Consider the following 23,317-nt stretch of genomic DNA (forward strand, 5'->3'; position numbering starts at 1 on the left):
CCGTGTTGTTAGGCTGAATGGGTATGGCGTTCAATGTGGGCGGGATAATGTATAAGGCTCCGGTGCTATCGCTGTCGGACGCTCCAGCACAAGGTCGACCATCAATTGCGCCGATGCGGGTCCCATCGCCAGACCGTTTCTAAAATGACCGGCATTAATGTATAAATTGCCGATCTCGGGATGCTTGTCGATATACGGTATGCCCTGTTCGGTGCCGGGCCTTAATCCCGCCCAATGTTTAACCAGAGGAAAGTTCTTAAGCGACGGCAGTAAATTTAATGCAAATGCACTCAGTCGGTCACGGGCTTCGGTTGTTGTTATTTTGTTGAAATCATCCTGTTCTACCGTACTGCCTGCCAGTATTTTACCGTCTCGCCGCGGAATCAAGTATTGGTCGTCATCCAGCACCATATAAGTCAGCGTTTCGGGCTGGGCGTCGAATAACAGCATTTGGCCTTTCACGGGGCTGATTTTCGGCGCATTTTCGATAAAGGACGGGAAAAATCGTTCAAACAACTGGCCGCTCCAGGCGCCCGCAGCAATAATCAACTGATTGACTGCGAACTGGCCGGACGTGGTATCGATCGCCGTTATGCGGTTTTTATCCAGGGTAACCGCTGTTAACTCGCAATGTTCCATGAATGTAGCGCCTTTGTTAATCAGGTCCTGCTTTAATGATTTAACCAGACGGGGATTGCGGGCCTGGGCAATTTCCGGCAGCCAAAGCGGCTGGTCTGGGATTGTATCAAGCATGTTAAAAAAATCTGCACCGGCGGGCCGATAGACAATACCGTTAGCGTCGCACCAGTTGGTAGCCGCGGTAAGGTCGGGGTTTTTAACAATCAATAAGCCGCAGGGATTCCATTCCGGGTCGATCAGGGTTTCGCTAGTCAGTTGCGAGGCTAACGTCGGATACAGCTTCAGGCTTTGCAGCACCAGCCGGGTAATCGCATCCGGTTGTCGCCATGGATAAAGCGGCAGCAAAATACCGCCGCCCGCCCAGGATGATTCCTGTCCCGGCTCATTCTTCTCAATAATGGCGACGGTAGCGCCGGTCTTAATAAACTCGCGGGCAGTTAGCAGGCCGATAATGCCGCCGCCAATGATGGTAATATCCGGGGTTATGGTCATATGTATTTGCTAAGGGATCTGGGCAAAAAAATATTGTTACTATTCAGCGGGCAAGAGCAGCATGTCGATGCCGCCGATATAATTAGGCTTAAATAAGATTTTACCGGATTGAAAAATTTTATCTTTGGTGGCTGGCTTTAATAGCTTGTCGGCCGGAAACTGTTGCGTCTTTCGCCGTTTTAAATTTGTCGTTTTTTTGTCGTACTTTGTCTGCGGAATTTTGACACATTGCTCGGCAGCGGGTTCATTTTATTTCACTGAGTACGATGCGAAAACTTTAACCGGTGTTTGAATGCGTCTAGGAGAAATAATTTGTTGTTTTTTGCATACAATTAATCGTTCAGCATTAAAATCATGGTTTACTTATTGATAAATAAGGATTAATTAATATAAAAAAAATGGCGTTAAAACTTGTAGGGAATTAGTTTAACTGCTACTATTACTCTCGGAAGATAGGCTTTGTTGTATTAAAGCAAATTTCTATAAAATAACAACCTCATGAGGGGGATAAATGATCAATAAAACTAAACTAGCGCTGGGCATTGCGACAGCAACATTAACAATGGCCGGCGCATTGGTTTCTCCACAAGCTATGGCGCTTTCAAAAGCGGATCGCGTTGCGGAAGCGGCAAACAATAAAGTGGATGCATTGGAAGCTCAAATGCAGGCTATGCAGGCTGAATTAAGCCGTTTAAAAGCGGCAGCAAACCGTCCTAGCGCTGATGCAGGCAAGGTTCAGGAGCTGGATCAGTGGATGAACTCGGTTAAATCGGCTCCAAAAGAAGCTAAAAGAAGCAAAGACAACATGGTGTTCTTCCGTGGCGGTTATGCTCATTCCAATCAAAAACGTGGCGGAACAAATGGCTCCGTTAGTGGCGGTGGAGCAGTGTCGGCAGATGGTGATCTCTTGGTTGGAACTAACGCGGATCGCGCGGATAAGGACGCATGGTATTTCGGCGCCGCTTTTGATTTTAGCCTGAACGATGATTTGTTTGGCTTGATGGATAAAACAGAGGTTTTGGCTGAGTTGAATGCTGAATATAAGCAGTATAGCACTGCAACACAATCTGTTTTAACGGGTCAAAGCGTTACGACTAATCAGTTAAACCTATCGGCTTCGCCAAAAGTCAAATTTCTGAAAGGCAATGCTTTCAGACCTTGGTTGATTCCAGTCGGTCTTGATTTAAATATCGTTAGCCCTCCTTCCGGAGCGGTTACTGTTTTAAATCCTGGTTTGGTGTTTGGTGTGGGTGCTGATTATAAGATCTGGAAAGATGTTTATGTAGGTGCTGATACACGTTATCACTATTCTACAGGCAATCTTGACGGGGTTAACACTGACGGCGTTACCGCTGGCGGTTACCTCGGTCTTGGCTTCTAAGCGTTTAGTTTAGAAACAAACCTGAAAAAGGGAGGGTTTTAAACCCCTCCCTTTTTTTATGTTTGCAGAATTAAAAAGAGGTGTTAGGTAAAGGCTCAAGGTAAAATAGCGTTTTTCCGGTTTTCTCCGGGAAACAAATTAGCTTTAGATGCTGTTGCCCATGAAAACTCTTTACCCTGAAATTTTGCCCTACCACAGTTTTTTCCTCGAAACCGGCAGTATGCATTCGGTTTATGTCGAGCAGTCCGGCAATCCTGCCGGCATTCCGGTTGTTTTTCTGCACGGTGGGCCATGCTCGGGAACCAAGCCCGATCATCGGCGTTTTTTTAATCCCGAACTTTACCGGATTGTTCTGTTTGACCAGCGCGGCTGCGGTCAGTCGCTGCCTTTTGGCGAGCTGGAAAACAACACTACTCAGGATTTAATCGATGACATGGAGCGTATCCGTGAACAGCTGGCTATCGCTCAATGGCTGGTGTTCGGGGGGTCGTGGGGAGGAGCGTTGGCTTTACTGTATGCCCAGCAGCATAAAGATAAAGTGATGGGCTTGATCATTCGTGCAGTGTTCTTGGCGCGGCAGCGGGATTTGGACTGGTTTGCCAAAGATGGCGCGGGCAAGGTTTATCCCGAGCAATGGCAGCGGCTGATTGAAAGCATTCCTGCGCCTGCTCAGGATAATCTGCTGCAAGGACTGTGCGATGTGGTGTGGGGAGAAGACGAGGTGGCAAAAAGGCGGGCAGCTAGAGAGTGGACGGCTTGGGGCGGTCAGGTATCCTTAGGCGGGGATTATCGGCCGAGTCCGAATGGCGAACATACGTCCGAGAAAATGGTTAAACAGGTGCGCATGGAGCTGCATTACGCCCGGCACCGTTATTTTATTGAGGAAAACCAGATATTGGACAACTGCAACGGTTTGGCTGAGATTCCAACGGTGATCATTCATGGCCGCCACGATTTTGTCTGTCCGATGGAGGCTGGGTACAGTCTGCATAAAGTATTGCCGAATGCTGAGTATATTGTATTGCCTAATGCAGGTCATGTTGCTCAAGGGAAGGAAATGGTCGAAGCGTTGGTCTCTGCAACCGACAGGTTCGCAGAACGCGGCGGCAGTACTCATAAATCATCCTAAATTTACATTCAACCGCCCTATAAAGCCGTAAATGCTTTATCATTGCATACTAAAATAAGCTTTGAGGTTTTTACTTATGGCGGGCGCGTTTGAAACGCCATGTTGATAATGCCTTAAGCGACTGGAACGCAACTTGTACCGATAGATGAAATTAGATGATCAAGAGCTCCGCAAATTGGGCTTAGCTGTTATTCAGGTGGAAACACGGGCGGTTGCCGCATTAGCCGATCAGATTAATGATGATTTTGTGCTCGCCTGCAAGTTAATGTTTGACTGTAAAGGTCGCGTTGTGGTTACCGGTATGGGGAAATCAGGGCATATTGCCGGTAAAATTGCCGCGACATTGGCCAGCACCGGAACGCCTGCTTTTTTTGTGCATTCGGGCGAAGCCAGTCATGGCGATTTGGGCATGATTACCCGGCAGGATGTCGTGCTGGCCTTGTCAAATTCAGGGGAAACAGAAGAGGTTTTAACGATACTGCCGATTATTAAACGGCTGGGCGTACCGTTAATAGCGATGACCGGCAATCCGGCTTCAACACTGGCCAAGTTTGCGACCACCCATATCAACGTCACTGTTGAGCAGGAAGCGTGCTCGTTGGGTCTTGCTCCGACTTCCAGCACGACGGCGGCGTTGGTGATGGGCGATGCGTTGGCGGTTTCCTTGCTCGAAGCGCGGGGGTTTACCCGCGACGATTTTGCCTTGTCCCATCCCGGCGGCAGTTTGGGTAGGCGTCTGTTATTGATGGTTGGCGATATTATGCATGCCGATAATGATGTGCCCATCGTTCCTGAGTCCGCACTTATCAGTCATGCATTGCTGGAGATGACCGAGAAGAAGCTAGGCATGACGGCTATTGTCGATGCGGGCAACCGCGTCACCGGCATTTTCACCGATGGCGATTTGCGGCGGATGCTGGGCAGGAATCTGGATGTGCATAAGACGGCTATTACCGAAGTGATGACCCCGAATTGCGCTGTTATTTCGGCGGATATTCTGGCGGCGGAAGCCATGCAAATTATGGAGCGGAAAAAGATTAACGCGTTAATCGTCGTTGATGAGCAGCGCAGAGCGATAGGGGCTTTGAATATGCATGACCTGGTTCGTGCAGGGATAGTATGATGACGGACATACAAAACAGGTTGGCTATTTTGGAAAAAGCCAAGAAACTCAAGTTGCTGATTCTGGATGTGGACGGGGTATTAACCGACGGCAAGTTGTTTTTTGATGCCGAGGGCAACGAATACAAGTCATTTCACGCGCGGGACGGTCACGGTATCAAGCTGTTGCGGCAGACCGGCGTTGAGGTTGCGGTGATTTCCGGGCGCAAATCAAGCTCGGTTGCGTTGCGCATGAAAAACCTGGGCATTGAGCATGTGTATCAGGGTCATGAAAATAAAATCGCCGCATTTAACGAGATTCTTCAGAAAACAGGCATAACGCACGAACAGGCGGCGCACGTCGGCGATGACTTGTTGGATTTGCCGATAATGATTAGAGTCGGTCTGGCGATTGCCGTTAATGACGCCAACTTTGCCGTTAAGCAACGCGCCGATTGGTGTACGACATTGCCCGGAGGGCAAGGCGCGGTCAGGGAAGTCTGTGATTTTATTATGCAGGCGCAAGGCCGTTTTGATGAAGTTTTGAATGCTTACCTGGTTCGCTGAGCGCGAAGTGAAATGACCCGGTTAAATGGAAACTACATGCATCTGTTCCTGTTCGCTATCGCGATAGGAAGCTGGTGGCTGATTAAGTTGACGGGCTCGGATGAGCCGAGTCACATAGCTGTTCCGGCGCACAGCCCTGATTATTTCAGCAAGGGCTATACGAAATGGGAAATGAGTGAGCAGGGCAGGCCGAAAAGCAAACTGATTGCCGATGAAATGACCCATTACAGCGATGACGGCACCACACACCTGACAAATCCATTGATGTTTTTTTATAATGACAAGACGCCGCCGTGGGTCATTCAATCGGAGACCGGTATTTTGTCAGCCGATGGCAAGGATTTATTGTTAAACGGCAAGGTTGTTGTGGACAGGGCCGCCGCTGAAGGCGTCAGAGAGCTTAAGATTTATAGCTTTAATTTAAAAGTAAAACCGGAAATCAGTTATGCAGAAACCGATGAGTGGGCAGAGTTGATCAGCCTGCCGAACTGGACGACAGGGGTCGGCATGAAGCTGACTTTTGCGGAACCGATTCATCTGGAATTGCTCTCTAATGTAAAGGGTAACTATGAAACAAAAAAAGAAAACCCGAGATAGCGTAATGCGCGGGAGCCGCTGCTGTTTATTGTTATTAGCGCTTTATAGCGCCGGTGCTTGCGCCTTGGAAAGCGACAGCGACCAGCCGATCATTATCGATTCGGATACGGCGACGTATGATGATGTCAAGGCTATCAGCACTTATACGGGTAATGTAATCTCAATTCAGGGCAGTATCCGGGTAAACTCGGATAAGTTGGTGGTTTATTTTGTAGACGGTGAGGCTGATAAGCTGGTGTTTACCGGTAATCTTGCAAAATTTAAACAAACGCCGCACGAGGGGGCTAAAGATATAGTCGGTGAGGCGCTGACAGGCGAGCATTATCCTAAAAAGAATTTGTTGATTTTGATCGATAAAGCTACGGTCTGGCGGGAGAACGGCGTTTATAGCAGCGACTTTATCGAATACGATCTCAAAACCTCGCTGGTTAAAGCCGGAGAAAAAGAGTCTACGAATAAACGCGTTCATGTCATATTGCAGCCGAAAGAAAAAGAACAGCCGCCCGTAGCGGAACAACCGGCCAAGGGTAGCAAATGACAAGGCGCAGAGTTCAAGAAGCCGGATACCAAAAAGTTCTTTTCAATTTTACTTTTTAAAGATGACCAGACTAGCCGCAAAACAGCTGATTAAAAACTACAATAAACGCAATGTGGTTAACGGTGTTTCATTGCATGTTGATACCGGTGAAGTCGTCGGCTTGCTGGGTCCTAACGGAGCCGGTAAAACCACCAGTTTTTATATGATGGTAGGCCTGATTAAAGCCGATGAAGGCGAGATTACCCTGGATTCGCAAGTTATTACCCATCATCCGATGCATTTGAGGGCGCAATTGGGTATAGGTTATTTGCCTCAGGAACCGTCGGTTTTTCGGAAATTGAGTGTGGCGGATAATTTACGCGCAGTCTTGCAAATTCGTTCCGACTTAACCGAAGGACAGGCGGAGTTATTGATTGAGGAATTGTTGCAGGAGTTTCATATCCTTCATTTGCGGGATCAAACCGCTTTGGGTTTGTCGGGCGGCGAACGGCGGCGCGTCGAAATCGCCAGGGCGTTGGCGACTAACCCGCAATTTATCTTGCTGGACGAGCCTTTTGCCGGTGTTGATCCTATATCGGTGGACGATATAAGAAAAATCATCGAACATTTGAAAGACCGCAACATCGGCGTGTTGATTACTGAACATAATGTCAGGGAAACATTAAGTATTTGCGATCGGGCGTATATACTTAACAACGGTAGGGTGATCGCAGAAGGTGCGGCCGAAGCTATCGTTGCCAATGAGGAAGTGCGTAAAGTTTATTTAGGCAATAATTTTAGTCTTTAACCTTAAATCTTGAACCGTCATTCTTAAATGAAACAATCCTTACACCTTCGACTGGGTCAACAGCTGTCTATGACGCCGCAATTGCAGCAGGCGATCAAATTGCTGCAGATGTCGACATTAGAGTTGCAGCAGGAAATCCAGCAGGCCCTCGAGTCTAATATGATGCTGGAAGTTAATGAGGAAGAAAACACCGTTCAGGACCTCGAAATAGCGCCCGAGAAAAAAATTGACAATGCTGATTTGCTGACCAGTCAAGGTTCGCAAACGGATATACCGGATGAGTTGCCCATTGATTCTTCCTGGGATGATGTTTATGAATACGCGATGGAGTCGGGCGGCAATTCCGCCGATACCGTCGAGTTTGAAACGCAACGCAGTAAATCCTCAACCTTGTTGGACCATTTGTTATGGCAAGTGGAACTCACCTCGTTTTCAGAGCGCGATCACGCCATTGCGATGGCTATTATTGATTCGATCAATGAAGACGGCTATCTGATCAGCAGTCCCGAAGAAATCTTTCAAGGCTTGCAGAGCCAATTGGACGACCTGGATTTCGATGAGGTTAACGCGGTATTGCACAGGGTGCAGAATTTCGATCCGGCAGGCGTTGCAGCCATTGATTTGAAAGATTGCTTGAGATTACAGATACAGCAGTTGCCGGAGACTACGCCTTATAAAGAGGAAGCGTTGACGCTTGTTACCCGGTACTTGGACCTATTGGCTACGCACGAGCAGTCAAAACTGATGCGTAAATTGGGTGTGACGGAACGGCAACTTGGCGAGGTGGTGGCATTAATCAGAACCCTCGATCCTAAGCCGGGGGCGCAGATACAGGAGTCGGATTCAGAATATGTTATCCCCGATGTTTATGTGGTTAAGAAAAACGACAAATGGGAAGTCAATCTGAATCCTGATATAGCGCCTAAATTACGCATCAACCCTTTTTATTCGGGCATGATAAAAAGAGCCGACAACAGCAAGGATAATGCCTGCATGAAAGACCATTTGCAGGAAGCCAGATGGTTTATCAAAAGTCTCCAGAGCCGTAACGATACCTTATTGCGTGTTGCCCGGTGCATCGTGGAAAAGCAGACCGGGTTTCTTGAACATGGCTCTATTGCAATGAAATCCATGGTGCTCAGGGATATTGCCGAAGAACTGGAATTGCACGAGTCGACCATATCCAGGGTGACAACGCAAAAATACATGCATACCCCTAACGGTATTGTCGAATTCAAGTATTTTTTCTCCAGTCATGTTTCAACGGAAGGTGGAGGGGAGTGCTCATCTACGGCCATCAGGGCGTTTATTAAAGAGCTCATCAGCAATGAAAATCTGGCAAAACCGTTAAGTGATAGTAAAATAGCCGAGCTATTAAAAGAAAAGGGCATCAATGTTGCTAGAAGGACAATTGCCAAGTATCGCGAAGCGATGCTCATTTCCTCATCAAGTCAGCGTAAGCGTATTTTATAGCGCCAACTGACACCAAACCAATCATTCACCATTAAAGGAGTTTATCTCATGCAAGTCATCGTAACAGGACATCATCTTGAAGTAACCGACGCTTTAAAAGCGCACATCGACTCAAAATTTGAGAAATTAGCACGTCATTTTGATAATGTTACCGATGTACACGTCATTTTAAGCGTGGAAAAGTTAGTTCAAAAGGCAGAGGCGACATTGCAATTGAGTGGCGCTAAATTGTTTGCCGAAGATCATCAGGAAGATATGTACGCCGCTATCGACAACATGGTTGATAAGCTGGATCGTCAAATCATTAAGCATAAAGAAAAAACCTCGCAGCATAGATAAGATAGGCAAAAGACGAAAGGCGAAGGGCTGAAAAAGCTTTCTTTGCCTTTCGCCCTTGGCCCTTCGCCTGATTTCTTATGAAACTATTAATCGTCAGCGGCCTTTCCGGTTCAGGCAAAAGTATCGCCTTGGATACGCTGGAGGATTGCGGTTATTACTGCATCGATAATCTGCCTGTCACCTTGCTGGAAGACTTTATCAACCACGTCATGCTGGTCGATAAGCTTACCTATGCAAAAACGGCCATAGGCATTGATGCCAGGAATCAGAGCGAAAGCCTGGTCAATTTTTCCGAAAGCCTGGCGCTAATACGCAATAAACAGATTGATTGCGAAATCATCTTTATGCAGGCTGAAGAGTCTACCTTGTTGAAACGCTATAGCGAAACCCGGCGACGGCATCCGCTGACGGATTCAAATGTGCCGTTAAGAGAAGCGTTAAAAATTGAAAAGGAAATGCTTACGCCGGTTGCCAGACACGCCAGTGTGGTCATTGATACCAGTCGGACCCATTATCACCAGTTGCGTGAACTTATCCGGGACCGGATTGGCGAGAGAGACGTTAGGCATATTTCCTTGCAGTTTCAATCATTCGGTTTTAAACATGGCGTTCCATTGGATGCCGACTTTGTGTTTGACGCACGCAGCTTGCCGAATCCTTATTGGATTCCTGAGTTGCGGGGGTTAACAGGAAAAGATCAGCCGGTAATGGATTTTCTTGATAAACAGAAATGGGTTGCCGAGCTTTTTAAGGATGTTACCGGGTTTCTTGAGCGATGGATTCCCCGATTTGAGGCGGAAGGGCGCAGTTATTTGACAGTGGCGATAGGCTGTACCGGCGGCCAGCATCGTTCGGTTTATCTGGTCGATGCGCTTGCCAAACAGTTCAAAGGTCCTTTTTTAAACGTCATTGTCCGGCATCGGGAATTGCAATAAGTTGGACTATTCAGCGTGTTCCATTTCTTTCCAGGGCCGTGTGCTGAGATGTTTTTGCTTAGGATCGTGCATGAAAAACTTGAGCAAATTTTATTTTTAAACCATGAAGGGCATGAAGGATTTAAGTCTTCATGCCCTTCATGGCGATTGCTTAAATTAATTTATGCTTATTTCAATGACAGCGTTTCAGCACGCCCTATCATTTCAATGGATAGCTTGTCTTCCTTGCACAGCCAGCCTATGGCGCGTTGAACGTCATTTTTATTGATGCCGGTTTCGGTGGTAACTTTATTGACACTGGATGGCCCGTTTTTATCCAGATAGTTCCAGACTATTCCTGCTGCATCGCCGATTGTATTGGACATAGTGATTACCTTTTAGTGTTAAGAAGTTTTGGATTGATGCTCAGGCAGCACGATGTTTAATTCCAGCGTTTCCTGAGTGTCATTTTGCTCAAAGTTAACGGATATTGCGTCTTGCTCTACATTAACGTATTTTCGAATAACTTCCAGCAATTCTTTTTGCAATTGAGGAAGATAAGAGGGTTGGTTTCTGGAGCTGCGCTCGTGCGCAACCAGAATTTGAAGCCTTTCCTTGGCGAGGGATGCCGAGCTGGCTTTAGATGTTCTAAAATAGTCCAGTAAACTCATTATTTGCTCCCGAAAAGCTTCCCGAACAGGCCTTTCTTCTCGTCAATGAATCTATGCGGCCGGTCTTCGCCCAAATAGCGCGCGATCACATCCGCATAGGCTTGGCCTGCATCGCTTTTTTCGTCAAGAATAACGGGGGTGCCGGAGTTGGATGCATTCAACACGGACTTCGATTCAGGGATAACGCCTAGCAAGTGCAGTGATAAAATTTCCTGCACATCGTCGACGCTGAGCATCTCGCCTAATCTGACTCTCTCAGGCGAATAACGGGTTAGCAGCAGATATTCTTTAATAGGCTCTTCGTTTTGTTCGGCCCGGCGAGACTTGCTGGATAAGATGCCTAGCATACGATCAGAGTCCCGTACCGAAGAGACTTCAGGGTTGGTGACGATGAACGCGTCGTCGGCAAAATACATGGCCAAATGGGCGCCTTTTTCAATACCGGCCGGGGAGTCGCAGACAATGTATTTAAAGTCTTTTTTCAGTTCGTCTAGGATCTTACCTACGCCTTCCTGGCTCAGGGCGTCTTTATCCCGAGTTTGCGAGGCAGGCAGAATGTAAAGCTGGTTGCAGTTTTTGTCGCGTATCAACGCCTGGTTAAGGCTTGCCTCACCGTTGATGACATTGACAAAATCATAAACAACGCGGCGCTCGCAACCCATGATTAAATCCAGGTTGCGCAAACCCACGTCAAAATCAATGACGACTGTTTTGTGACCTTTCTTTGCAAGCCCCATGGCAATGGCTGCGCTTGTGGTTGTTTTACCAACGCCGCCTTTACCCGATGTTACGACTATAATTCGTGCCACAAATTTTCCTCCAAAGAGCGATATAAATTAAATATCTTTAATAACTAAAGTATGGTTTTGTAAATAGATTTGAACGGGCTGGTTAAGAACGGCGCTATTCAAATCTTCGCTGATCTTGTAATTTCCGGCGATCGAAATAAGCTCGGCCTGCAAATCGGAACAGAAAATCCGCGCTTCGGTGTCGCCTTGCACGCCTGCCAACGCGCGGCCTCTTAGCGAGCCGTACACATGAATATTGCCTTCGGCCAGGATTTCAGCGCCGGCGCTGACCTGGGCTAAAATGACCAAATCGCCTTCGGCATAAATGCGTTGGCCGGAACGGACGGGCTGGGTGATCAGTGTGGTGGTTGCAACGGCTTGAGGTTCAGGCTCTGGAGTTTGCCGCTGCTGCGGCTCGGAAGCCGCTGCAACGTTATGCCCCGAATGTATGGGGATGCCAATTTCCAGTGCCTGTTGATTTTGTTGAGCAGTGCCGCCGCGTATCCCTATCGGCAATAAGCCGAGTTTGCGAGTGATGCGGGTGAGCTCTGTAACATCAACGTCGAGCTCTTGTTTATTCAGGTCCAGCAGGTCAAATACCAGCGGTGAATTTTTGAAGAATTCTGGCGCCAGATGGATTTTTTCCTGTAACTGTTGCTCGATAGTAGCGACATCATTGCTGGCTAAAACCAGCACAGGTACAGAAAAAGTGCTGCTTTTAAATTCCAGTACCGGCGAGCGATGAGCGTTCTGTTGAGAGTCTGTTGACATCCGTTATATCTGGTTAATCAGGAATTATGCTGATTCTAACATTGCTGATAAAAAAAATCATTTTTACAGTGCCGATAAGCTCGTTTTTTGGTATGGGGCGGGGCTTTGGAGATAAACGTTCGCAGAAGAGTCTTTCGAGCAAGGATTCTTAACGATCGGCTATTTTATCCTCATAGCGGTAGAGAGGGCGGCGTCAGCTGTAAATAGGCCGTTATAAATAGCATTACTTGTTAAAACCATTTGTTTTATAAGGTGTTTGTTGTAGGGCGAATAGGGTTCAAGCTTGCAATCTGCGGCATTATCCTTTAACTTAACGCCACATCCGTAAAGGCTAGGGGTGCTTGTCTGTTTTCATGCGGTGCATGGAAAAGGGAGGCTGAGAAAAACCCTTTGAACCTGACCCCGGTTAATGCCGGCGTAGGAAAGCCCAGGCTTACCTGCGCCTTGTTGTTTTGTTGTTGGAGATAAACATGAGCGCCGTCCTTAAAGAAATTACGTCTACTGCATCCAGTAGCGTAAAAATTGATTCCTACCCCGCATCGGAAAAAGTATATGTTCAAGGCAGCCGTCCCGACATACAAGTTCCTATGCGCAAAATTACCCTATCCGATACCCCGCTGCATTTCGGCGCGGAAAAAGGCGCGGAAAAAAATCCGCCGCTTTATGTTTACGATACTTCGGGCGTCTATACCGATCCCAATGTTGAAGTCGATTTGAAAAAAGGTCTCCGCGCTATCCGTTCAGCCTGGATAGAAGAGCGTAACGATACCGAAGAATTGCCCGGCCCCAGTTCCGAGTTCGGCCGTCAGCGCCTTGAAGATCCCGCTACCGCCGAGCTGCGATTTGAGCATATCCGTAAGCCGCGCAAAGCCAAAGCCGGAAAAAACGTATCGCAGATGCACTATGCAAGACAGGGCATCATCACGCCGGAGATGGAATTCATCGCGATTCGCGAAAACCAGAAGATGGAAGAAATGCGCGAATTGTGGAAAGACCAGCATCCCGGCGATTCGTTCGGCGCATCCATTCCCGACGTGATTACCCCCGAGTTTGTCCGTGACGAAGTGGCCAGGGGACGGGCGATCATTCCGTGCAACATCAACCATCCCGAGTTGGAGCCGATGATTATCGGCCGCAATTTCCTGGTTAAAATCAACGGCAATTTGGGCAACTCGGCGGTGACTTCGTCCATCGAGGAAGAAGTCGAAAAGATGCTCTGGGGCATCCGTTGGGGCGGGGACACCATCATGGATCTGTCCACCGGCAAAAACATCCATGAAACCCGCGAGTGGATTTTGCGCAACTCACCGGTACCTATCGGCACCGTGCCGATTTATCAGGCGCTGGAAAAAGTCAACGGCAAAGCCGAAGACTTGACTTGGGAAATCTTCCGCGACACCTTGATCGAGCAAGCCGAGCAGGGCGTGGATTACTTTACGATTCATGCCGGGGTGCGTTTGCATCACGTGCCGCTCACCGCAAAACGCATGACCGGCATCGTGTCGCGCGGCGGTTCGATCATGGCGAAATGGTGTCTGGCGCATCACACCGAAAGCTTTTTGTACACGCACTTTGAAGAAATCTGCGAAATCATGAAAGCCTATGACGTGGCTTTTTCATTAGGCGACGGCCTGCGTCCGGGTTCGATCTATGACGCCAATGACGCCGCGCAATTCGGCGAACTGGAAACGCTGGGCGAACTGACCAAAATCGCCTGGAAGCACGACGTGCAAACCATGATCGAAGGTCCGGGCCACGTGCCGTTGCACATGATCAAGGTCAATATGGACAAGCAGTTGGAAGAATGCGGCGAAGCGCCTTTCTATACCTTGGGCCCGCTGACCACCGACATCGCGCCCGGTTACGACCATATCACCTCGGCGATTGGCGCGGCCAATATCGGCTGGTACGGTTGCGCGATGCTGTGTTACGTGACCCAAAAAGAGCACTTAGGTCTGCCGAACAAACAGGATGTGCGCGAAGGCATCGTGACTTACAAAATCGCCGCCCATGCGGCCGACTTGGCGAAAGGCCATCCAGGCGCGCAGGCGCGCGACAACGCGATGTCCAAGGCGCGCTTCGAGTTCCGCTGGGAAGACCAGTTCAATATCGGCCTGGATCCCGAAAAAGCCCGCGAATTCCATGACGAAACCTTGCCTAAAGAGTCGGCCAAAGTCGCGCATTTTTGCTCGATGTGCGGCCCGCATTTTTGCTCGATGAAAATCAGCCAGGATGTGCGCGACTATGCTGCGGAAAAAGGCCTCAAAGAAGAGGAAGCTTTGTTGAAAGGCATGGATGAGAAATCCAAGCAGTTCCTTGAAGAAGGCGCCGATATTTATCATAAAGTTTAACGGCTTGAAGCCCTTCCCGTTGGCGGGGAAGGGCTTTTTTCTTGATATGTCCCCGTTCGGCGCACCGCTGTTCCCGCTCCACCAATCATTTATCTAAAACCAATAACCACCGGAAGCAAGGCGAAAATAATGGGCGCTTATCAACATATTTTATTGGCTGTCGATTTTTCCGAACATGGCGACATGGTTGCCCGCAGGGCGAAGGATTTGGCCGGAAAATACCAAGCCAAATTGAGCCTTATTCATGTGCTGGATAATATTCCGATGCCGGACACCGGCTATGGAACCGTCATTTCGTTGACTGAGGATTCAGGTTACGGGTTGCTGGAGGCGGAGAAAGCCAAGTTGGTGCAAATCAGCGATGGGCTTGGAGTGACTCAGGCTAACCGTTGGCTGGTCTGGGGCGCGCCCAAGCAGGAAATTGTCCGGCTTGCCGAGCAGGAACAGGTTGATTTAATCGTTGTCGGCTCTCATGGGCGGCATGGCTTATCGTTATTGTTGGGGGCAACGGCAAATAGCGTGCTGCATTACGCCCGTTGCGACGTGATGGCGATTCGATTGCAGGATGATTAGTTTTTAGATGCTATAATTTTTTACAGGAGCTCGATTGCACGGAATCAGCCTCGTGGGACTGCGTTGCTCCAACGCATGCAAGAGCCCTACCCTACCCGCAGCAGCCCCCGGCGTCTGTCTGTGAATGAGCAGGAAAACTTCAAAAATATTATTCAAGGGATCTAATATGGCAAGCAATATCACGTTCACGTCGAGTTTAAAGTCAAGATTAATGCTGATGGCGGCCATCCCGGCTCTTGCCCTGCTTTATTTTTCCGGTTCGGGAGTTGTTGAGCGGCTGGCGGTATCGAAAGAAATGGTCCAACTCGAATCGCTGGTCGATGTCTCGGTCAAAATTGGCGCACTGGTACATGAAATGCAGAAAGAGCGCGGCATGAGCGCCTCGTTCATCAGCAGCAACGGGGCTAAGTTTTCCGCCGAATTGCCTGCGCAACGCGCAAGAACCGATAAAGCTATTGAGACGCTTCAGACAAGACTTAACAGTTTTGATGCCGGCATTTACAGTGACGGACTGAAAACGCTGCTAGACTCCGCTACCGCCAATTTGGCGGAGCTGGCCGCCAAACGCGGCGGCATCAGCGCCCTGGGCCTGGAAGTGGCGCAATCGAGCGCTTATTACACCAAGACCATTGCTTCCCTGCTCGATATTTCCGCGCAGGTCTCCACGCTCAGCAGTCATAGCGAAATTTCCCGTTTGGCTTCCTCGTATTCAAGTTTACTCAAAGCCAAGGAGCGCACCGGCATGGAGCGCGCGCTACTGGTTGCTACATTTGGTTCGGACCAGTTTACGCCCGACGCCCATAGCCGATTTTTGAAAAACTTTTCCGCCCAGGATGTTTACACCGATCTGTTTTTCGCCTACGCGCTGGACAGTCAAAAAGCATTTTATAAGGCCAAAGTTTCCGGGCCTGCGGTTGATGAAGTCGCGCGAATGGAGAAAATCGCGATGGATAAAAGCAATGGCTTCGGTATCGATCCGCTGTACTGGTTTAAAACGGTGACCGAAAAGATTGACCTGATCAAGGAAGTCGAAGACAGGCTTTCCGGCGATTTGCTCGATGCGGCAAGCAAACTCAAGAGCGAGGCTGAACGGACGGCGGTATTCTTCATCGCGCTAACCGTGCTGTCTGTCTTGGCGACTGTCGCATTGACATTTTTTATCAGCCGGGAGATTTTGCGCTCGATTAATGCGCTTCGGCAGGTGGCCGGCGCTATTGCAAGCGGCGATTTGAGTTCCAGTATCGACCTTTCGCAAAAGGATGAGCTGGGCGAGTTATTCCGTTCCATGGATAGCATGCAGCAACAATTGCTGTCCCGTATAACGAAAGAGCATCGTGAGCATGACGAAGCCTTGCGCCTTAAAATCGCCCTGGATGGAATAACCTCTAATGTGATGGTGGCTGACAACGAAGGCAATATTATCTATTTGAATCCGGCCGTGCTTACTATGATGCAACACGCCGAGTCCGATATTCGTATGGTCCTGCCTAAGTTTGATTCCGGTAAGTTATTGGGGGCGAACATGGATTCTTTTCATAAGAATCCGGCACACCAGAAAAAGTTGCTTGGCGCGTTAACCTCGACTTTTAACAGCGAGATTATCATTGGAAGACGTACTTTTAATTTGATAACCAATCCCATCAGTAACGAACAAGGACGGCGAATCGGTACGGTCGTGGAATGGCAAGACCGTACCGCGGAAGTGGCTATCGAACAGGAAATCGCCAAAGTGGTCAGTGGGGCGGTGTTAGGCGATTTCAACCAGCGCATTGACGAAGGGGATAAAGAAGGCTTCTTCCTGGAATTAGCCGAGGGCGTTAATGAACTGATGGAAGTCAGCTCTACCGGCCTGAATGAAGTCGTGCGCGTACTGGGTGCGTTGTCCCGAGGCGACCTGACCCAAACCATCACCAATAATTATTCGGGAACTTTCGGTCAACTTAAAGACGACTCCAACTCCACGGTTGAAAAACTGAAAGAGATTGTCGGGCAAATCAAGGAAGCATCCGAAACGATCAATACCGCGGCAAAAGAAATCGCCGCAGGCAACAATGACCTGTCGCACCGTACCGAAGAGCAGGCCGCCAGCCTGGAACAAACCGCCGCCAGCATGGAAGAGCTGACCTCCACCGTGCAGGCCAACAGCCAGAATGCGAAGCATGCCAACCGGCTTGCCGTCGGCGCAACAGATATTGCCGGGCAGGGCGTCAAGGTGGTTGGCCAGGTTGTATCGACGATGGAAGATATTAACGAGTCTTCGCGCAGGGTAGTGGACATCATTTCGGTAATAGACAGCATTGCATTCCAGACCAATATACTCGCACTGAACGCCGCGGTGGAAGCGGCCCGCGCCGGCGAACAAGGCCGGGGCTTTGCGGTTGTGGCCGTCGAGGTGCGCAATCTTGCGCAACGCGCCGCGGCAGCCGCGGCGGAAATCAAAGGCCTGATCGGCGATTCGGTGGAAAAGGTTGAAGACGGCACCAAGCTGGTCGCCCAGGCCGGTTTAACCATGGAAGAAATCGTCAGTGCGATTCGCGGCGTGACGGTCATTATGTCCGAGATCAGCGCCGCCTCGATGGAACAGACCTCCGGTATCGAGCAGGTCAATCAGGCCATCGGCCAAATGGACGACGTGACTCAGCAAAATGCCGCATTGGTAGAGCAGGCCGCCGCCGCAGCGGAATCGCTGGAGGAACAAACGCAACAACTTGCGGTTACCGTGTCGCACTTTAAATTGGACGGTAATTCGCGTGGTTTCATTGGATTTGCCAATGCCGAGCCGGTACGTGCAGTCAGTCAGACCGGCATAAAAAGCGCTCCTGTCGAGAAAGAGTCTTATCAAAATACGCCCGCATCAGATAATATCGGCATAGACCTGGACAAGGCGCTTGAGAAACATTCTGAGTGGAAGGTAAAGCTTCGCGCCGCCATATCAAAACGCGAAGAAATGGATGCGGCAATCATTTCAAGAGATGATTGTTGTGATTTCGGTAAATGGTTGCATCACGACGTCAAGCATCACCTCGCCCATAAGCCGAGTTATGCCGATTGTGTGTCCAAGCATGCCGCCTTTCATATCGAGGCGGGAAGAATAGCGAATATGATCAATGCAAAAAAATTCAGAGAGGCGGAAACAATGCTGGGTAATGGATCCGCTTTCGTTTCCGCTTCAACGGCTGTCGGGGTTGCAATTATGCGCTTGAAAAAAGATTTCAACTCTCCGGTAAGTGCTGTCGCCAAGCCAAAATCTCAAGCAACGATAGCAAGTGCCGATGAGTGGGAAGAATTTTAATGCGGTAGCGCCGACAAAGGGCGATTGTTTAGCCGCCCTTTTTATTTAAAGCCTGTTTTGCCTGATTCCACAAAACATCCAATTCGGCCAGTTCGCAGTCTTTCAGGTTCAGGCCGGACGTTTCAAGCTGTTGCTCTATGTGTTGGAAGCGCCTGGAGAATTTTTGGGTGCTTTCCTTCAGCGCGACTTCGGCATTGACGTTTAAATGCCGGGCCAGATTAACCGCAACCAGCAGCAAATCGCCGATTTCCTCCTGAATATGCGCCTGATTCCCGGATTGCCAGGCTTCTTTAACCTCATCCAGCTCTTCCAGCACTTTATCGAAAACCGGCAACACGTCCGGCCAGTCAAAGCCGTGATTTGCGGCGCGATCCTGTATTTTCTCGCACTCGATCAATGCCGGAAGATTGCGGGCCACGCCCGACAACACGCTTTCCCGTTCCTCGGTTTTGCTTTTTTCCCGGCGTTCGTCGGCTTTTGCCTGTTCCCAGGCTTGGTGCCGCTCTTCATCCGTGGTGAAAACGGCATCGGAAAAAACATGCGGATGGCGGCGGATCAGCTTGTCGCAAATGCCGGCCGAGACCTGTTCAAAATTGAATAACCCTTGTTCCTCGGCGATCTGGGAATGGAACACCACTTGCAGCAGCAGGTCGCCCAATTCCGAGCGCAAATCGTCCAGGTCGTTGCGTTCAATCGCATCGACGACTTCGTAGGCTTCTTCAATCAGGTAAGGAATCAGGCTGGTGAAATCCTGTTTGACATCCCACGCACAGCCTTGTTCCGGGTGGCGTAGCCGCGACATGATGTCTAAGAGATTTTGGGTGTGTTTTAGCATGAATAGCTCGGTATAACTGTTTTAGATTCACCACGAAGGCACGGAGAACACGAAGAAATAAACTTCGTGTTCTTCGTGCCTCGGCAACTGCTCCTGCATGACCCACAGGGATGTGGGAAATGCAGATATTGCAGGAGCAAATATCTGTCCGTGCAGTCGTTCGTGGTGATTAATGCTTTTGGCAGATAAGTAATTAACGATTAAAACGAAGAACCGAAATTCTCGCGGTAGCGTTGCTTGAAGCCGTCCATATCAAATGAGTGGTTCTGCGTGCCGTTATTTTCGATTTTAATCGCGCCCAGCAATGAGGCGACCCTGCCGGTGGTTTCCCAACCCAAGTCATTCATCAGGCCGTATAAAATGCCGGCACGATAGGAATCGCCGCAACCCGTCGGGTCAAGTATCGCTTTGGGCTTTGCAGGGGGAATGTTGATGCACTCGCCGTGAGTGTAAATCTGGGAGCCTTTACCGCCCAACGTAATAATCAGCGCCTCAACCCGTTCGGCCAGTTGTTCGAACGACAGGCCGGTGCGCTCCAGCATCAGTTCGGATTCATAATCGTTCAATGTCACCCAGGTCGCCTGATCGATAAGCTTGAGCAGCTCTTCCTTGTTAAACATCGGCATGCCCTGGCCCGGATCGAAAATAAACGGGATATCCAGTTCTGCGAACTGCTCGGCATGCAGCTGCATGCCTTCCTTGCCGTCGGGCGATACGATGCCTATGCTGATCTTTCCGTCGGTCGGCACTGAATTCAGGTGCGAAGAATTCATTGCGCCGGGATGGAATGCGGTAATCTGGTTGGCTTCTTCATCGGTGGTGATATAGGCTTGGCCGGTATAGCTGTCATCCAGGATCTTGATAAATTCGCTCGACAACTGGTTTTGCGCCATCCATTGGGCATACGGTTCAAAATCATGGCCGACTGTGGCCATGATTAACGGCTCTTCGCCCAGCAGTTTCATATTGTAGGCAATATTGCCCGCGCAACCGCCGTATTCGCGGCGCATGACCGGCACCAGGAATGATACGTTCAGGATATGGATTTTTTCCGGCAGAATATGGTTTTTAAATTTATCATGAAAAACCATGATGGTGTCGTAAGCCATAGACCCACATATTAATGCGCTCATTGCGTTCCTCTTTATCTTCAGGGATGGTGTGTATGCCGTAAGGCTGCCGGAGCAGTCGCGGCTAAAGTAAAATTAATGCCCAGGTTACCGCGGCCCAGGCCAGCGACATCATGACAGCGGCGGAGCCAATATCCTTGGCGCGGCCCGATAATTCGTGATGCTCGAAACCCACTCGATCGACTACGGCCTCTACGGCTGTATTTAACAACTCGACCAGCATGACTAAAACGATGCTGCCGATCAGCAGCAGTTTTTCAATCGGAGTTTCTCCGAGCCATATCGCCAGGGGGGTCGTTAGCACAAACAGGATGACTTCCTGTCTGAATGCCTCTTCATGCGTCCAGGTTGCCTTAAAGCCGGCAACAGAGAAGAAACACGCGTTAATCAGGCGTTTAAAGCCTTTTGCATTTTGATTTGCCATTATTTGTTGATTATCTGTAATTGAAAAAAACAAATATTACACAGCTGTGTGTCAGTTTCGTTACAAACCAAGTAAAACAAAATTATTGCTCAATCATTTGCTGGTAGGCATCCGCATCCATTAACGCGTCCAGTTCGCTCAGGTCGTCCGCTTTGATACAAAACAGCCAGGTTCCGTAAGCGTCATCGTTGACCTGCTCGGGGGCGTCCACCAAGGCGTCGTTGACCGCGACCACTTCGCCGGCAACCGGGCTGAACAAATCGGATGCGGTTTTAACCGATTCGACCACGGCGCACTGTTCTTGCGCTGCAACCTTGCGGCCCAGTTCCGGCAGCTCAATAAAAACCAAATCGCCTAATTCTTCCTGCGCAAAATCGGTAATGCCGACACGAACGATGTTATCGCCTTCCACCTGCGCCCATTCGTGGGTTTTTGCGTACTTTAAGTTATCCGGTAGATCGCTCATGATAATCTCTCAATAGTGATAGTTACTTTATTTTTTAAGGATAACGTGCAATTTTTTAAAAACAACAAAAAAATGCATTTAAGAATGGAAATCTTATAACATGAACGCATCTATCTATTTCTTTACCGTCTACATGAATGCTCTTTTTATAGCCTGTATTTTTATACTCAGCATTGCCCCGGTTGCCGCCGATGATGACGATAAGCCGGTTGCCAAATTGTCGCAATCCGCAGGGCCGGGAACCATTTTCCTGGCCGCCAAAGCCCAGGCGTTATCCGGCTTGCAGACGATAACGCTGACCGCCGCCAGCTATCGGCCTGAATTTCCGGCTTACGGCAAAGCGGTCAACATTCAACCTCTGGTCGATTTACGGCACCGCTATCTGGTCGCATTAACCGAGCGCGGCAGCGCCGCGGCGAAGTTTAAACAGGCCGAGCAGAACATCAAGCGTCAGCAAGATTTGTATGATGACGGCGCGACATCAAAACGGAACCTGCAAGTCCAGCAGGCGCAGTGGCAAATCGACAAAGCCCTGGTTGATGCAAGCGGCGTCCAAGGCAAGGCTATTCTCGATCAGGCCCGGCTCAGCTGGGGCGAAAAGCTGACTGAATGGGCTTTGGCGACCGATTCCGACAAGCTGGGGGCTTTTTTGTCCGGCCGGAAAACCTTGCTGCAAATCACCCTGCCCGCTACGAAGCAGCTGTCCGGGGACATTCAGGACATTTATGTCGATGCGTCGGGCAACCGCAGTACGGCCGTTAAGGCCGAGCTGATTTCAGCGGCTCCGCAAACAGACACGACCGTACAAGGCGAAAGCTACTTCTTTCAGACCGACGGCCGCCGCAATTGCTCCGGGCAGTCTTGCGGCATACACGCCATCCCTGGCGATAACCATATCAGGACCGGCATGCGCGTCACGGCCTGGATACCGGAACAAGGCGAAAGCCATACGGGTGTAGTGATCCCGAAATCCGCTTTAATCTGGTACCTGGATCAGGCTTTCGTTTACATCAAAACCGCCGAAGAACAATTCAGCCGCCGCACGATAGACCGGTATTCGGCAACGACCGGCGGTTATTTTGTCGGAAGCGGCATTAATCCAGGCGAGCAGCTGGTTGTCACCGGAGGGCAAATGCTGTTGTCGGAAGAATTCAGGGGGCAAATCCCGAATGAGGATAATTAGCCGGGCGGAGATAACAGCGACACGGCACTTAACGCCATTTAAGGCGGGGCGGAGAAAACAAACTATGACATGGAGTGCAAGCTTTGCTTGCGGACAGGCAAAGCCCGTATTCCCATCTTAAGAATGACGGCCATTGCAGAAGCAAACATTAATCCCAAGGCGGCGCATCGCCGTCATAGGCGACAAAATCTTTAACCGTCGCATGGGTTTTGACGCCGGAGGCGGACTTCTTGGATGAAGAACTGATATGGGACGATGAAGTCTTCGCTCTCGGCGATTCGACAGCGCCGGATTCGGCTTGCCATTTGGCAAACAGCGCAACGTCCTTATCCGCCGGGACAAACCATTTCTTCTGGACTGCGTCCCACCTTGCGCCGAGCGCTTTAGCCTCATCCTTTTGGGCGAAAGGTACATTCAGATAAGTTTTCGATTCTGCCATTTTGCAATAGAGGGGGCGGGCTAGACGGGGTGAATTGCGGTATTATAAATCATTGCCGACGCGGCAGGACTGGATAATTAAATCGGATAACCCTAAAACCGGAGTTGGACCGTGTGAAAGCCGTTCGTGCCGAGCCCTTCGACTGCGCTCAGGAGAGCCTTGTCGAAGCACGAACGGATTTCACGCATTCCAACTGAATTTTTTAGGATGAACAGATATTTGCTCCTGCAATATATCCCTGGATCGTGCATGAAATAACTTGAGCAAATTTTATTTTTAAACCATGAAGCGCATGAAGGACATGAAGGATTTAAGTCTTCATGTCCTTCATGCGCTTCATGGTGATTACTTAAATTAATTTATGCATGTTCCCCGGTGGATTATGCAGGAGCAGCGTAGCGGTGCGCCGTGGCGAAGCCTTACCCACAAAAACAAAC

Annotated in this window: 24 protein-coding genes and 1 riboswitch; of the genes, 14 read left to right on the forward strand and 10 right to left on the reverse strand. The window is 49.4% G+C overall.

Going from position 1 to position 23,317, the window contains the following annotated elements:
- Positions 1-30: 30 nt before the first annotated feature.
- Complete coding sequence (gene thiO / locus V3O24_RS18865; RefSeq protein WP_331308357.1) at positions 31-1,131, reverse strand: glycine oxidase ThiO; 1,101 nt, start codon at positions 1,129-1,131, stop codon at positions 31-33.
- A 511-nt stretch (positions 1,132-1,642) separates the two neighbouring features.
- Here thiO and V3O24_RS18870 point away from each other — a divergent pair.
- From V3O24_RS18870 to rapZ, 10 genes are all read left to right on the forward strand, one after another.
- Entirely contained in the window at positions 1,643-2,512 is an 870-nt protein-coding gene (locus tag V3O24_RS18870) for a hypothetical protein (RefSeq protein WP_331308358.1), read from the forward strand.
- Positions 2,513-2,672: 160 nt separating this feature from the next.
- Positions 2,673-3,641: a prolyl aminopeptidase gene (pip, locus tag V3O24_RS18875; RefSeq protein WP_331308359.1), complete on the forward strand. Its 969-nt coding sequence runs from the start codon at positions 2,673-2,675 to the stop codon at positions 3,639-3,641.
- A gap of 145 nt (positions 3,642-3,786) precedes the next feature.
- Positions 3,787-4,764, forward strand: a complete 978-nt coding sequence (locus V3O24_RS18880; protein WP_104421989.1) for a KpsF/GutQ family sugar-phosphate isomerase — start codon at positions 3,787-3,789, stop codon at positions 4,762-4,764.
- On the forward strand, positions 4,764-5,309 hold the full coding sequence (gene kdsC, locus V3O24_RS18885) for a 3-deoxy-manno-octulosonate-8-phosphatase KdsC (RefSeq protein WP_104422274.1): 546 nt from the start codon (positions 4,764-4,766) through the stop codon (positions 5,307-5,309). Before V3O24_RS18880 ends, kdsC begins: the two co-directional genes overlap by 1 nt.
- Positions 5,310-5,321: 12 nt before the next feature.
- Entirely contained in the window at positions 5,322-5,906 is a 585-nt protein-coding gene (gene lptC / locus V3O24_RS18890) for an LPS export ABC transporter periplasmic protein LptC (protein WP_331308360.1), read from the forward strand.
- Positions 5,878-6,444, forward strand: a complete 567-nt coding sequence (lptA, locus tag V3O24_RS18895; RefSeq protein ID WP_331308361.1) for a lipopolysaccharide transport periplasmic protein LptA — start codon at positions 5,878-5,880, stop codon at positions 6,442-6,444. Before lptC ends, lptA begins: the two co-directional genes overlap by 29 nt.
- A 61-nt stretch (positions 6,445-6,505) precedes the next feature.
- On the forward strand, positions 6,506-7,231 hold the full coding sequence (gene lptB / locus V3O24_RS18900; protein WP_104421986.1) for an LPS export ABC transporter ATP-binding protein: 726 nt from the start codon (positions 6,506-6,508) through the stop codon (positions 7,229-7,231).
- 27 nt (positions 7,232-7,258) lie between these two features.
- A complete protein-coding gene (locus V3O24_RS18905; RefSeq protein ID WP_104421985.1) occupies positions 7,259-8,704 on the forward strand; it encodes an RNA polymerase factor sigma-54 in 1,446 nt (481 codons plus the stop codon).
- A 48-nt stretch (positions 8,705-8,752) separates the two neighbouring features.
- Positions 8,753-9,043 carry a ribosome-associated translation inhibitor RaiA gene (gene raiA, locus V3O24_RS18910; RefSeq protein ID WP_104421984.1) on the forward strand — a complete coding sequence of 97 codons (291 nt, stop codon included), beginning with the start codon at positions 8,753-8,755 and terminating at the stop codon, positions 9,041-9,043.
- Positions 9,044-9,120: 77 nt separating this feature from the next.
- The gene (gene rapZ / locus V3O24_RS18915; protein WP_104421983.1) at positions 9,121-9,978 is read left to right on the forward strand and encodes an RNase adapter RapZ; all 858 of its coding nucleotides are present in this window, start codon (positions 9,121-9,123) and stop codon (positions 9,976-9,978) included.
- A 167-nt stretch (positions 9,979-10,145) separates the two neighbouring features.
- Here the strand turns inward: rapZ and V3O24_RS18920 are convergent, their stop codons facing one another.
- The 4 genes from V3O24_RS18920 to minC are packed head-to-tail and all read right to left on the reverse strand — an operon-like array spanning position 10,146 to position 12,187.
- Positions 10,146-10,343: a winged helix-turn-helix domain-containing protein gene (locus V3O24_RS18920; protein WP_104421982.1), complete on the reverse strand. Its 198-nt coding sequence runs from the start codon at positions 10,341-10,343 to the stop codon at positions 10,146-10,148.
- Positions 10,344-10,361: 18 nt separating this feature from the next.
- Entirely contained in the window at positions 10,362-10,628 is a 267-nt protein-coding gene (gene minE / locus V3O24_RS18925) for a cell division topological specificity factor MinE (RefSeq protein ID WP_104421981.1), read from the reverse strand.
- Positions 10,628-11,437: a septum site-determining protein MinD gene (gene minD / locus V3O24_RS18930; protein ID WP_104421980.1), complete on the reverse strand. Its 810-nt coding sequence runs from the start codon at positions 11,435-11,437 to the stop codon at positions 10,628-10,630. The genes minE and minD overlap by 1 nt, the downstream gene beginning before the upstream one ends.
- Before the next feature lie 27 nt (positions 11,438-11,464).
- The gene (gene minC, locus V3O24_RS18935) at positions 11,465-12,187 is read right to left on the reverse strand and encodes a septum site-determining protein MinC (protein WP_104421979.1); all 723 of its coding nucleotides are present in this window, start codon (positions 12,185-12,187) and stop codon (positions 11,465-11,467) included.
- A gap of 323 nt (positions 12,188-12,510) precedes the next feature.
- Positions 12,511-12,628: riboswitch (TPP riboswitch) on the forward strand.
- Positions 12,629-12,657: 29 nt separating this feature from the next.
- On the opposite strand from minC, the gene thiC reads away from it, so the two are divergent.
- From thiC to V3O24_RS18950, 3 genes are all read left to right on the forward strand, one after another.
- A complete protein-coding gene (gene thiC, locus V3O24_RS18940; RefSeq protein WP_104422273.1) occupies positions 12,658-14,538 on the forward strand; it encodes a phosphomethylpyrimidine synthase ThiC in 1,881 nt (626 codons plus the stop codon).
- Between the two features lie 129 nt (positions 14,539-14,667).
- On the forward strand, positions 14,668-15,111 hold the full coding sequence (locus V3O24_RS18945) for a universal stress protein (RefSeq protein WP_104421978.1): 444 nt from the start codon (positions 14,668-14,670) through the stop codon (positions 15,109-15,111).
- A gap of 166 nt (positions 15,112-15,277) precedes the next feature.
- Positions 15,278-18,403 (forward strand): nitrate- and nitrite sensing domain-containing protein, encoded by a 3,126-nt coding sequence (locus V3O24_RS18950; RefSeq protein WP_331308362.1) that lies wholly within the window; start codon positions 15,278-15,280, stop codon positions 18,401-18,403.
- A 28-nt stretch (positions 18,404-18,431) separates the two neighbouring features.
- Here the strand turns inward: V3O24_RS18950 and mazG are convergent, their stop codons facing one another.
- The 4 genes from mazG to gcvH all read right to left on the reverse strand — a co-directional run bounded on the left by mazG (position 18,432) and on the right by gcvH (position 21,258).
- The gene (gene mazG, locus V3O24_RS18955) at positions 18,432-19,238 is read right to left on the reverse strand and encodes a nucleoside triphosphate pyrophosphohydrolase (RefSeq protein WP_331308363.1); all 807 of its coding nucleotides are present in this window, start codon (positions 19,236-19,238) and stop codon (positions 18,432-18,434) included.
- Positions 19,239-19,438: 200 nt separating this feature from the next.
- A complete protein-coding gene (locus tag V3O24_RS18960; protein WP_104421976.1) occupies positions 19,439-20,371 on the reverse strand; it encodes a carbohydrate kinase family protein in 933 nt (310 codons plus the stop codon).
- Positions 20,372-20,432: 61 nt separating this feature from the next.
- On the reverse strand, positions 20,433-20,792 hold the full coding sequence (locus V3O24_RS18965) for a diacylglycerol kinase (RefSeq protein WP_104421975.1): 360 nt from the start codon (positions 20,790-20,792) through the stop codon (positions 20,433-20,435).
- An 82-nt stretch (positions 20,793-20,874) separates the two neighbouring features.
- Entirely contained in the window at positions 20,875-21,258 is a 384-nt protein-coding gene (gene gcvH / locus V3O24_RS18970; RefSeq protein WP_104421974.1) for a glycine cleavage system protein GcvH, read from the reverse strand.
- Positions 21,259-21,358: 100 nt separating this feature from the next.
- Here gcvH and V3O24_RS18975 point away from each other — a divergent pair, with 100 nt between their 5' ends.
- On the forward strand, positions 21,359-22,441 hold the full coding sequence (locus V3O24_RS18975; RefSeq protein ID WP_331308364.1) for a hypothetical protein: 1,083 nt from the start codon (positions 21,359-21,361) through the stop codon (positions 22,439-22,441).
- 148 nt (positions 22,442-22,589) lie between these two features.
- On the opposite strand, the gene V3O24_RS18980 is transcribed toward V3O24_RS18975, so the two are convergent.
- On the reverse strand, positions 22,590-22,880 hold the full coding sequence (locus tag V3O24_RS18980; RefSeq protein WP_331308365.1) for a DUF5710 domain-containing protein: 291 nt from the start codon (positions 22,878-22,880) through the stop codon (positions 22,590-22,592).
- Positions 22,881-23,317 lie beyond the last annotated feature (437 nt).

Source organism: Methylobacter sp. Wu8 (assembly GCF_036440755.1).
GTDB lineage: Bacteria > Pseudomonadota > Gammaproteobacteria > Methylococcales > Methylomonadaceae > Methylobacter_A > Methylobacter_A tundripaludum_A.